The sequence below is a fragment of the Pseudomonas sp. HMSC063H08 genome, assembly GCF_001813645.1.
GTDB lineage: Bacteria > Pseudomonadota > Gammaproteobacteria > Pseudomonadales > Pseudomonadaceae > Pseudomonas > Pseudomonas aeruginosa.
The window spans coordinates 59,513-71,368 of the sequence record NZ_KV813415.1 but is presented as its reverse complement, the minus strand read 5'-3'; the positions used below and the strand labels follow the sequence as shown (position 1 = coordinate 71,368).

At 65.7% G+C, this 11,856-nt stretch carries 10 protein-coding genes; 9 read left to right on the top strand and 1 reads right to left on the bottom strand.

Annotated elements, in window-relative coordinates; translation table 11 throughout:
• Positions 1–51: 51 nt before the first annotated feature.
• Positions 52–270, bottom strand: a complete 219-nt coding sequence (locus HMPREF2924_RS35485; protein ID WP_123794462.1) for a hypothetical protein — start codon at positions 268–270, stop codon at positions 52–54.
• 497 nt (positions 271–767) lie between these two features.
• Here HMPREF2924_RS35485 and HMPREF2924_RS10305 point away from each other — a divergent pair, with 497 nt between their 5' ends.
• From HMPREF2924_RS10305 to HMPREF2924_RS10265, 9 genes are all read left to right on the top strand, one after another.
• Positions 768–1,487: an MOSC domain-containing protein gene (locus tag HMPREF2924_RS10305; protein ID WP_023094725.1), complete on the top strand. Its 720-nt coding sequence runs from the start codon at positions 768–770 to the stop codon at positions 1,485–1,487.
• 117 nt (positions 1,488–1,604) lie between these two features.
• Entirely contained in the window at positions 1,605–2,201 is a 597-nt protein-coding gene (locus tag HMPREF2924_RS10300; protein WP_003158944.1) for a transglycosylase SLT domain-containing protein, read from the top strand.
• A gap of 532 nt (positions 2,202–2,733) precedes the next feature.
• The gene (locus HMPREF2924_RS10295; RefSeq protein WP_003111160.1) at positions 2,734–4,170 is read left to right on the top strand and encodes an undecaprenyl-phosphate glucose phosphotransferase; all 1,437 of its coding nucleotides are present in this window, start codon (positions 2,734–2,736) and stop codon (positions 4,168–4,170) included.
• Positions 4,170–5,636: a mannose-1-phosphate guanylyltransferase/mannose-6-phosphate isomerase gene (locus HMPREF2924_RS10290; RefSeq protein ID WP_003089225.1), complete on the top strand. Its 1,467-nt coding sequence runs from the start codon at positions 4,170–4,172 to the stop codon at positions 5,634–5,636. Before HMPREF2924_RS10295 ends, HMPREF2924_RS10290 begins: the two co-directional genes overlap by 1 nt.
• Positions 5,636–6,547 carry a glycosyltransferase family 2 protein gene (locus tag HMPREF2924_RS10285; protein WP_003089226.1) on the top strand — a complete coding sequence of 304 codons (912 nt, stop codon included), beginning with the start codon at positions 5,636–5,638 and terminating at the stop codon, positions 6,545–6,547. The genes HMPREF2924_RS10290 and HMPREF2924_RS10285 overlap by 1 nt, the downstream gene beginning before the upstream one ends.
• Positions 6,548–6,576: 29 nt before the next feature.
• Entirely contained in the window at positions 6,577–7,347 is a 771-nt protein-coding gene (locus HMPREF2924_RS10280; RefSeq protein WP_003089227.1) for a polysaccharide biosynthesis/export family protein, read from the top strand.
• Between the two features lie 14 nt (positions 7,348–7,361).
• Positions 7,362–9,350, top strand: a complete 1,989-nt coding sequence (locus HMPREF2924_RS10275; RefSeq protein ID WP_003089228.1) for a GumC family protein — start codon at positions 7,362–7,364, stop codon at positions 9,348–9,350.
• Entirely contained in the window at positions 9,350–10,537 is a 1,188-nt protein-coding gene (locus tag HMPREF2924_RS10270) for a glycosyltransferase family 4 protein (protein WP_003089229.1), read from the top strand. The genes HMPREF2924_RS10275 and HMPREF2924_RS10270 overlap by 1 nt, the downstream gene beginning before the upstream one ends.
• Positions 10,527–11,855, top strand: coding sequence for a glycoside hydrolase 5 family protein (locus HMPREF2924_RS10265; RefSeq protein ID WP_003089230.1), 1,329 nt, complete (start codon positions 10,527–10,529; stop codon positions 11,853–11,855). Before HMPREF2924_RS10270 ends, HMPREF2924_RS10265 begins: the two co-directional genes overlap by 11 nt.
• The last annotated feature ends 1 nt before the right edge of the window (position 11,856 follow it).

Here is an 11,856-nt window from a genome sequence, read left to right as displayed (position 1 = left end):
ATGCCATGCACTACTATTATCTGAGTCGCGAAGGTATCCGCCTCTCTTGGACTATGTTTTCAATTTAGCAACACGAAACACTGCAGTATGATCGATATCGCCCTTGGATGAAGCGGCAGACTCATCAATAGACGCCCGCAATAAAAAACCCAACATCACCGCATATCCCGGAGGATCAGCAACAGGATAGATTCGGTCTTTTTCATTGTTTCCATCCGCCGCCTCATGCGTACTACTAGCCCGGAAGCTGATAAAACCAGCATGAAGCATCTTTTTTCTAGAGTATCTTCGGACAAATGCCGGATATTTTCGGACACCCTCTTCGGCAGGTCCTTAGCGGCACCATGTCTTATCTGCGTTTTTACTTCATTAAACACCCCATGGAGAATACTAATGACATGTCACCCAGATTGTAACTATCGTAGATGAGTCGACTAGAAGTATTCGCTACAATTTATAGATTCGAAAATCCATTTCATGCTTGGAGATATCGAGTGAACACTTGCTTGTGTTACTTCTGCGCTAGGTTCCGTACGCAAAGTAATGTCGTAAGCACCGTAGCGTGCAAGCCAGCGTGACCATTACGGCAAAACTCTTGACGAGCTTCAGAATCCCACGGCCAGCTCAGCTAGGTCCTGGGGACGAACCCCCGCCCACCGAGGCTATCGACACATCCGGAGGGTCTGGCGGCTTGACAGCGGGCGAAGGCTTGGCGGACTCTATATTGTATTTAGTCGATACCATCTCGCATCTTAGAGAACCCTCCAATGCCCCTGCCTGCCCTACCCCTGGATGCCCTTCTCACCAGCCGCGCCCGGCCCTTCACCCGCCCCGGCTCGCGCAGCGGCATCGCCAAGTCTCCGCGCGACGGTGCGCTCAGGGTCACCCCCGTCGGCCTGGAGGGCGACGAACAGGGCGACCTGCGCGTCCATGGCGGCGTCGAGAAAGCGATCCACCATTACCCACGCGAACACTACGCCGCCTGGATCGCCGAACTGGGCGAACACCCCCTACTGATGCAGGCGGGCGCCTTCGGCGAGAACTTCAGCACCAGCGGCTGGAGCGAAGCCGACGTCTGCCTCGGCGACCGCGTGCGGGCCGGCACCGCGCTGCTGGAGGTGTCCCAGGGGCGCATGCCCTGCTGGAAACTCAACGACCGCTTCGAGGTCGCCGGGATGTCCCTGAGGGTGCAGGAGTCCGGGCGCACCGGCTGGTACTACCGGGTGCTGGAGGAAGGCGTGGTGGCGGCTGGCGATATCCTGCAACTGGTCGAACGGCGCCATCCGGACTGGTCGTTGTTGCGCCTGTCCGAGGTGCTGTTCGACAGGCGGGCCGACGCCGAGTTGCTGCGCCAGTGCCTGGCGCTGCCGCTGACGCCATCCTGGCGGCGCACCCTGGAGCGGCGCCTGGAAAAAGGCCAGGTCGAGGACTGGGGGCCGCGCCTGGAGGGAGCCCCCAGCCAGGCCGAGACGCCCAGGCCGACCTGAGGAAGCGCCGACGCCCCCCGCAGGCAGGGAATCGGCCTGGGGATGCATGGAGTGCCGGAAAGCGGGTATAAAGCGCCAGCGTTAAGCGACCCAGACGTCTGCCAAAGGACCCCTTTCATGCTGCGGCTCTCGATGCCGGCCCTGCTCCTGGCTCTTGCCGGCTGCGCCACCAAGCCCCCCGCCAATCCCGATAACCTCTGCGAGATCTTCCGCGAAAAACCGAAATGGCACGAGGCGGCGCTGAAGATGCAGCAGCGCTGGGGCGCGCCGGTCCAGGTGCCGATGGCGATGATGTACCAGGAATCGTCCTTCAAGCACGACGCCCTGCCGCCGCGCTACTACTTCCTCGGTTTCATCCCCTGGGGCCGGGTCAGCTCCGCCTACGGCTACGCCCAGGCCAAGGACGAGACCTGGGCCGACTACAAGCGCGAGGCCGGCGGCTGGGGCGTCAGCCGCGACGACTTCGCCGACGCCCTGGACTTCATGGGCTGGTACATCCAGAAGAGCCAACGGGTCAACGGCGTCTCCAAGTGGGACGCCTACGGCCAGTACCTGAACTACCACGAGGGCTGGGGCGGCTACCGCAACCGCAGCTACGACGCCAAGCCATGGCTGAAGAACGTCTCGCAGAAGGTCCAGTCCCGCGCCTCGCTGTTCGGCGCCCAGTACCGCAGTTGCCAGCAGGAGCTGTCGCGCGGCGGCTGGTTCTGGTAGAGCCGTCCGCGCACGCCGCGGGCCCGAACCTATTCCGCCTTCGACGAGGGCAACGGACAACGTCCGCCAAGCCCCCCAGGTCGGACCGGCACGCTCGAACGGCCAACCTGCGTCATGGAACCGCAGGCGCATCCTGCCCAGGCAGCCCGCAGCGCCAGTGAACAGGCGGGTCGTCGAACCGGCGGCTGGCCACTTGGCCGAGCGGCCTGCCCTCACCTTTCACCCCGTTTCGCTTCCCAGGCCAGAGCGCTCGCGGATTGGCAGCGTCAGATTTCCTCGTCTACTGTTTGGATAAAAGTTTGGCGCCAGAAATACGTCAATAAATTGACTAAAAAAACTTACCCAGACTACGGATATTTCCCTGGGAATGCTAAGATAGCTATCACAAAGCCACTATCGACGAATGAACCTATTCGACGGGAAAATGACTAAACCGCGTGGCAAATGAAAAATAGTCACTAAATTGACGCTTCACCGCCTTGCTCTTCCCTATCCACTCAATGGACTGCCCGTGATCGGCAGAGCAAACAACATGCATTCGAAGTCGGTAGATAGCCTGTCGCTGACACGGGCTGGATTCATCGAGTACTTCCTGGTCGCGACCAAGCTGGTACACGCGCTCACCGCCATCGCCCCGGCGCTGTTCCTGCTGTACTACCCCGGCCTGGTTCCCGTGGAGCTGCGCAGCAACATGCTCGGGCTGCTGCTGTTCTTCGGCGCGCTCACGGTGATCATGTTCCAGGCACTGGACGTCTACTCCGACGATATCTTCAGCAACCGCCTGCGCTTCCGCATCATGTTCTTCGCCTGGGCCTCGGCGTTCTGCCTGCTGTTGTTCATGTACCAGGGCCTGGGCCTGTTTCCCTACCTCAGCAGCAAGCTGGTGATCTTCTGGTTCACCGGCAGCCTGCTGCTGTTCGGCGTGCAGCGCCTGCTGGTGCTGCGCCTGTACCGGGCCTGGATGAAACGCGGCATGTACCTGCAACGCACGGTGATCCTCGGCTTCACCGAGAGCGGCATGCACCTGGCCGAATACCTGGTACGCAACCACGACATCCGCTCCGGCATCATCGGCTTCATCGACGACCGCTCCGAGCGGGTCCCGGAGAACTACAACTCGCTGCCGCTGCTGGGCAACACCAAGGACCTGGAGAAGCTGATCCGCCAGGAACAGGTCGACCAGGTGCTGGTCGCCCTGCCCTGGTTCGCCGAGGGGCGCATCGGCGCCATCGTCCACCGCCTGCGGCAATTGCCGGTGAACGTCCTGCTGGTGCCGGACATGGCTGCCTTCCGGCATGCCCACAACCGCATCGTCGACGTTTCCGGGATCCCCATGTTCAACGCGTCCGAGCTGCCGCTGCGCGGCTGGTCGCCGCTGATCAAGCGCTGCGAGGACCTGGTCCTGGCGAGCATCGCGCTGGTCCTCTTCGCCCCGCTGATGGCCCTGGTGGCCCTGGCGATCAGGCTCGACTCCAAGGGGCCGGTGCTGTTCCGGCAGAAACGCTACGGCTACAACAACCGGCTGATCTGGGTCTTCAAGTTCCGCTCGATGTACACGGAAAGGACCGACGCCAACGCCGAACGCCAGACCACCCGCGACGACGACCGCATCACCCGGGTCGGCCGCTTCATCCGCAAGACCAGCATCGACGAGCTGCCGCAGCTGTTCAACGTGCTCGCCGGCAGCATGTCGATGGTCGGCCCGCGCCCCCACGCCACGGCGACCAAGGCCGCCGGCATTCCCTTCGAGGAAGCGGTCAGCGAATACAGCTCGCGCCACCGGGTCAAGCCCGGCATCACCGGCTGGGCGCAGATCAACGGCTACCGCGGTGAGACCGACACCCTGCACAAGATCAAGAAACGCGTGGAATACGACCTCGAATACATCGCCAAGTGGTCGGTGTGGTTCGACCTCTACATCCTGTTCCGTACGGTGCCAGCCGTACTCCTGACCAAGGAAGTCTACTGATGAACGCCGTCGCCCCGCTGATCCCCTGCATCGTTTCCGGCGGTTCCGGGACCCGCCTGTGGCCGGTTTCCCGGGAGAGCATGCCGAAACCCTTCATGCGCCTGGCCGATGACCAGAGCCTGTTGCAGAAGACCTTCCTGCGTATCGCCGGGCTGCCGGACGTCGCCCGCCTGCTTACGGTGACCAACCGCGACCTGCTGTTCCGCACCCTGGACGACTACCGCGCGGTCAACCGCAGCGGCCTGGCCCAGGACCTGCTGCTGGAGCCGGTGGGACGCAATACCGCGCCGGCCATCGCCGCCGCCGCGCTGCATGTGCAGGAGCACTTCGGCGACCAGGCGCAGTTGCTGATCCTTCCCGCCGACCACCTGATCCGCGACGAGCAGGCCTTCGCCGCGGCGGTGGCCGAGGCTCGCGAACTCGCGGCGCAGGGCTACCTGGTGACCTTCGGCATCACTCCGGAACGCGCCGAGACCGGCTTCGGCTATATCGAACAGGGCGCCCCGCTGGGCAACGGTTTCCGAGTCGCGCGCTTCGTCGAGAAACCCGACCAGGCCACCGCCCAGTCCTACCTGGACAGCGGCAAGTACCTGTGGAATGCCGGCATGTTCTGCTTCCAGGCCGCCACCGTGTTGCAGGAACTGGAGCGCCACGCGCCGGAGGTGCTGATCGCCGCCCGCGCCGCCCTGGCCGACGGCAGCAGCCTGGAGAACGGCCAGTGCCGCCAGCGCGAGCTGGCCGCCGGGGCCTTCGCCGAGGCGCCGGACATCTCCGTCGACTACGCGCTGATGGAGCGCTCGGACAAGGTCGCCGTGGTGCCCTGCTCCATCGGCTGGAGCGACATCGGCTCCTGGCAGGCGCTGCGCGAACTCAGCGCGGCGGACGAGAACGGCAACCAGGTACGCGGCGAAAGCGTGCTGCACGACGTCAGCAACTGCTACATCGATTCGCCGAAGCGCCTGGTCGGCGCCGTCGGCGTGCACGACCTGATCATCGTCGACACCCCCGACGCCCTGCTGGTGGCCGACGCGGCGCGCAGCCAGGACGTCAAGTTCGTCGCCCAGGAACTCAAGCGTCGCGGCCACGACGCCTTCCGCCTGCACCGCACGGTCAGCCGGCCCTGGGGCACCTACACCGTGCTCGAGGAAGGCCGCCGCTTCAAGATCAAGCGCATCGTGGTGCGCCCCAAGGCTTCGCTGTCGTTGCAGATGCACCACCATCGCAGCGAGCACTGGATCGTGGTCAGCGGCATGGCGCTGGTGGAGAACGGCGAGCGCGAGTTTCTCCTCAACACCAACGAATCCACCTTCATCCCCGCCGGGCATAGCCACCGCCTGAGCAACCCGGGGATCATCGACCTGGTGATGATCGAGGTACAGAGCGGCGAGTACCTCGGCGAGGACGACATCGTCCGCTTCAACGACATCTACGGTCGCGCCCCCGCCAGCGACGAGAAGAAAGCCTGATGCGCTGCGCCCTGGTCATTCCCACGCGCAACGCCGGCGCGCACCTGGACCGGCTGCTGCCGGCCCTGGCCGCGCAACGGCGGCAGCCGGACAGCATCCTGGTGGTGGACAGCCGCTCCAGCGACGACACGGTGGAGCGCTTCCGCGCCTTCGGCGCGCGGGTCGAGGTCATCGAGCCGGCCAGCTTCAACCACGGCGGGACGCGGCGCTGGGCCAGCCAGCAGGTCGAGGCCGACGCGCTGATCTACCTGACCCAGGACGCCATTCCCGCCTCGCCCGACAGTTTCGCCAACCTGCTCGACGAACTCTATGCCGAGGCCGACATCGGCGTGGCCTACGGCCGCCAGTTGCCGCACCCCGGCGCCGGCCTGCTCGGCGCCCAGGCGCGGCGCTTCAACTACCCGCCGGAAAGCCGCAGCAAGCGCCTGGCCGACGCCTCGGAACTGGGGATCAAGACCTGCTTCAGTTCCGACTCGTTCTCCGCCTACCGCAGCGACGCCCTGGCGGCCGTCGGCGGCTTCCCCGAAGACGTCATCGGCAGCGAGGACGCCTACGTCGCCGCGCGCCTGCTGCAGGCCGGCTACGCGGTGCGCTACGCGGCCAGCGCCGAGGTCTACCATTCCCACGATTACCGCTTGCTGGAAGAGTTCCGCCGCTATTTCGACATCGGCGTGTTCTACGGCCGCGAGCGTTGGATACGTGCCGCCTTCGGCGGCGCGGGTGGCGAGGGCAAGCGCTATGTCCTCGCCGAGATACAGGCCTTGCGTGCCGCCGGTGCCCTGTATCGCGTACCTGAAATAGCGCTGCGTAGCGCGTTCAAGCTGCTCGGCTACCGCCTTGGCCAGTTGGAACGCCACCTGCCGGTCGCCCTCAAGCGCCGCATCAGCATGTTTCCAGGCTACTGGAAGTGAACATCATGACCTACAGGAAGTGCTCCCTCATGAAACGCACCCTCCTCATGCTCGCCATGCTCGCCCTGGCCGCATGCAACACCCCCGCACGGATTCCCGCACCGGACAGCGACACCGTGGACAGCGGCAAGCGTGCCCTGGAAGAACTCGCCAGGCTACCGCCGGCGATGGAGCGGGTGCGCGTCGGGGACACCCTGCGGATCGTCCGCGATGCCGGTGAGATGCCGACCCTCTCGGCGTTCAACGTCGCCACCATTTACGAACTGACGCTGTACACCGTGCTCAACGACGGCAGCATCTACTATCCGTTCATCGGTCGCATCCAGGCCGCGCACCGTACGCCGCAGGAAATCGCCAACGAGCTGACCACCAAGCTCGCGCCGATCTACCGCGAGCCACGGGTCACGGTGAACATCAACCAGGCGCCGGGCAACACGGTGTTCGTCGGCGGCGCGGTGCGCAACCCGTCGGCCGTGCCGATCCCCGCCGCCAACAACATGGAGCAGGCGATCCTCGGCGCCGGCGGCATCCTGCCGGTGGGCGACGCCCGCCGCGTGGCGCTCATGCGCGAGGACTCGGAAGGCCGCTATCACGCCTACTTCCTCGACTTCAGCCAGTTGATGAAGATCGGGCCGGAAGGCCGCAAGCCCCTGGCCATGCAGCGTGGCGACATCGTCTTCGTGCCCAAGTCGATGGTCGGCGACCGTATCGAGGGCGTCGACGTCTACCTGAACCAGTTGCTGCCCTTCGCCAAGTCCATCGGCGTCGGCGTCAGCTACACCGTCAACAACGATCGCTGAGGAGCGACATCGCCATGATAGAAATTCGTTCCTTGCGTGATCTGTTGCGCCTGCTGTTCATCTACCAGCGCGAGTTCAAGCTGGCGGCCCTCAGCGCGGTGGTGATCATCGTCCTCGGCGCCTTCCTGCTGCCGGCCAAGTACGAGTCCAACGCACGCCTGCTGGTCAAGCCGGGTCGTGACTCGACCCTGCCGATCGAGATCAGCAACCGCCAGGCACTGGTGATGCCGAGCACCCAGCGCGACCCTATCGTCGACGAAGAACGCCTGCTCACCGGCCGGCCGATCGTCCGCCAGGTGGCCGAGCGCTACCTCGAGGTGCTGGCCAACCGGCCGCCGCCGGAGGGCCTGTGGAAGCGCACCAAGTTCTATGTGAAGAAGGCCATCGGCGCGGTGTTCGACGGGATTCGCGTGACCCTGGAAACCTTCGGCGTGATCGAGGAAACCACCGCGGTCGAGCGCCTGGCCAAGGACCTCGAGAAGAAATTCGAGGTCACCCATGCGGCCGGCTCGACGGTGATGGAGATCAGCTTCACCTGGAGCGAGCCGGAAGTCGCCCAGGAAGTGGTCAAGGCCTGGATCGAGATCTACATGGAAGAGCGCACCCAGGCGCTCGGCCGCAAGAGCCTGTACGCCTTCTACGAGGCGCAGACTGCCGACAGCGCGGCGCAGATCAAGAGCTACAAGGCGCAGATCCTCAAGCACCTCAACGAGATCGGCGCATCCAGCATCGAGGACCGCCTGCAGGACCTGTCCGAGCGGATCAACGTGCTGCGCGGCGAGCGTTTCAACTCGATCCGCCTGATCGCCTCCTCCGACAGCGCCCTGGAATCCACCCGCCAGCAACTCAAGGGGCTGCCCAGGGAGATCGTCACGGTGCGGCAGATCGCGCTGAACCCGGCGCAGCAGGACCTGCGCCGGCTGCTCAACCAGAAGCGCCTGGAACGCGCCGACATGATGCGCACCTACACCGACGACGCCCCGCCGGTGAAGGCCCTGGACGCCTCGATCCGTGCCCTGGAGAAGGAAGTCCAGGACGAAGGCGCCACCGTGCAGAGTTCCGAGGACCGCGCGCCGAACACCCTGACCACTCACCTGGAACGGGTCCTGCTGGACGAGACCAGCAACAACGCGGCCCTGCGCACCCAGCTCGCGGAGCAGGAAAAGCAGCTCGCCGAACTCGAGGCGCAACGGCGCGAAGCGCTGGACATCGAGCCGACCCTGGCGCGCCTGCAGCGCGAGCTGAACGCCACCGAGCGCAACTACGCGCTGTACGTCGACAGCCTGGAGAAATCGCGGATCGACCGTGAACTGGACAAGAGCCAGATCAGCAACATCTCGGTGATCGAGGAGGCCACCTACAACCCCGGGCGGATCTTCCCGAAAACCCTGCTGATGCTGTTCCTCGCCGTGCCCTTCGGCCTCGCCGTCGGACTGCTGGTGGTCTATCTCTGCTACCTGCTCGACCAGCGCATCCACGACGGCGGCCTGGTCGAGGAGAAATTCGGCCTGCCGCTGTGGACCACCCTGCCGGAGCTGAGCAACAGCACTGCGGAGAGCAGCAACGCCTTCACCGCCAGCATCTACCGGCTGTACGGGCTGCTGCCCTACGCGCGCATCGAGGAAAAGGGCCTGACCCTGGGCCTGACCTCGGCGCGCCACGGTGAAGGCGTGACCTTCATCATCGAGCAACTGCGCCGCCTGCTGGAGGAAAACGGCGTGCGCGTGCGGGTCGGCGGCGAGCCGGCCCAGCCGGGCGAAGTGGTATTGCTCGACGCGCCGGCCCTGCTGGACAGTCGCGAGGCCTTCATCGCCCTGCGCCGCGCCGACCTGATCGCCCTGGTGGTGGAGGCGCAGAAGAGCACCGTGCCGGTGGTCGAGCATGCGCTGACCATCCTCACCACGGCGTTCGGCAAGGTCGACGGGATCATCATCAACCGGCGCCGCTTCGAGGTGCCGAGCAAGGTCCTGCAGACCATCGCCCGCTACCGGAGCGCGTTCTGATGCGGATCGCCCTCCTCGCGCCCCTGCCGCCGGAAAAGAATGGCATCGCCGACTACGCCAGTCATTTCCGCAACGCCCTGCAGGGTCTCGGCATCGAAGTAGCCACGCCGCTCGCCGGCGTGGCGGCCGACAGCGCGAATATCGCCAGCCGGCTGGACAGCGTCGACTGGAACGCCTTCGACCTGGTCCATGCCGAACTCGGCGGCGGCCGCCTGGGTGAGTTCATCGCCCTGCGCGAGCTGCGCAAGCGCTTCCCGCGCCTGCCGCTGAGCGCCACCGTGCACGATCCGGAGCGCATGGTCTGGCGCCGCGAGCGCCTGCCCTGGCCGCTGAACCTGCTGGAACGCCTGCCCTCTCCCCTGCCCCAGGCCGCCGTGGTGCTCGCCGACCCGCTGACCCTGCGCGAAGAGCGTGCCGTGGCCCAGGGCCTGACGCGCCTGGTGACCCTCACCGGCCTGGGCGGCGAGTGCCTGGCCCGGCGGATGCGCCTGCCGCCCGGGCGGGTCGAGGTGATCAACCACGGCAACCTGGAGATCGCCACGGTGCCGCTGCCGTCGCTGGACACCCTGCGCCTGCTGTACTTCGGATTCATCTATCGCGGCAAAGGCATCGAGGACCTGCTCGAGGCCCTCGCCGACCTGTTCGCCAGCGCGCCGGAGATGCGCCAGCGCGTGCGCCTGACCCTGGCCGGCGGCACCGCCGCGGAAATGGCCTTCGGCGCCGGCGGCAACTACCTCGACCAGTTGAAGGCACAGATCGCCGAGCTTGGCCTGGCCGATGCCATCGACTGGAACCTGAACCTGGCCGCCGCGGACATCCCACGTACCATCCAGGCCCACCACGTGATGGTCCTGCCGTACCGCGAGTCGAAGAAACTCGGTCTGCTCGGCCAGCAGCGCGGCACCAGCGGCGCCCTGTCCTGGGCGGCAGCCTGCGGGCGCGGCGCGATCACCTCGGACGCTCGCGCCTTCGCCGAGGAAGTCGCCAGCGGCAACGGCGCCATCTACCCTCAGGGAGACGTGGCAGCCCTCTCCGAACAGTTGTTGAACCTCGCTCGCGAACCCCGCCTGGCACAGGCCTGGGCCGAGCGCGCCGGAGCGATCGGCCATGCGCGGACCTGGCCGCGCACCGCGCTGCGCTTCCAGGCACTGTTCAACGACATGGTGGGAACCGTTCATGGCACGTAAGGGACTCTATCTGGGCGGCAGCGCGCTGCTGCTCGCCGTGGTACTGCTGCTGGTGTTCTGGGGGCGTCCCGCGGACGCCGAGATCCAGGTACTGAAGGCGCCTCGCGCGGTGGTCTGGAAAGACTTCCTCGGGGTCAACGCGCAGTTCCTCTGGTTCAGCCCGGAGCGCTACAACAAGCAGATCGACCGCCTGCAGGACCTGGGGCTGGAGTGGGTGCGCCTGGACCTGCACTGGGACCGCCTGGAAACCGCCGAGGACCAGTACCAGTTGGCCTCCCTCGACCAGTTGGTCAAGGATCTCGAGGCGCGCCAGCTGAAGTCGGTGTTCTACCTGGTCGGTTCGGCCCGCTTCATCACCACCGCGCCGTTCTACTCGCCCTTCCAGGACCAGTATCCGCCGCGCGACCCGGAAGTCTTCGCCCGGCGCATGGCGATGCTCTCGCAGCGCTACCCGAGCGTGGCCGCCTGGCAGGTATGGAACGAGCCCAACCTGATCGGCTTCTGGCGGCCCAAGGCCGACCCGGAAGGCTACGCCAAGCTGCTCCAGGCCAGCACCATCGCCCTGCGCATGGTCGACCCGGAGAAGCCGGTGGTTTCCGCCGGCATGGCCTTCTTCAGCGAGATGCCCGACGGCCGTACCATGTTCGATGCCCTCGGCCACCTGGGCGTGGAGAGCCTCGGCACCATCGCCACCTACCACCCCTATACCCAGTTGCCGGAAGGCAACTACCCGTGGAACCTGGACTTCGTCTCCCACGCCAACCAGATCAACCGCGCCCTGCGCAACGCCGGCGTGCCGGCGATCTGGAGCACCGAGTGGGGCTGGTCGGCCTACAAGGGGCCGAAGGAGTTGCAGGACATCATTGGCGTCGAAGGCCAGGCCGACTACGTGCTGCGTCGCCTGGCGCTGATGAGTGCGCTGGACTACGACCGGATCTTCCTCTTCACCCTCAGCGATCTCGACCAGCGCGCCAGCGTGCGCGACCGCGACTACGGCCTGCTCGACCTGGACGCCAACCCCAAGCCGGTCTACCTGGCCCTGCAACGCTTTCTCAAGGTCACCGGGCCGAAGCTGCGCCCGGCCGACCCGCCGGTCACCGAGGACCTGCCCGACGGTTCCTTCAGCATCGGCTGGACCCGCGAGGACGGTCGCAACGTCTGGCTGTTCTGGTCGGCCCGCGGCGGCAACGTGCGCCTGCCGAAGCTCAAGGAGGCCACCCTGCACGATCCGCTCAGCGGCAAGGTCACGCCCTTGAGCGGCAGCGACGGCCTGGAAGTCCCGGTGAAGTCCAGCCTGCAGATGCTGGTCTGGGAGTGAA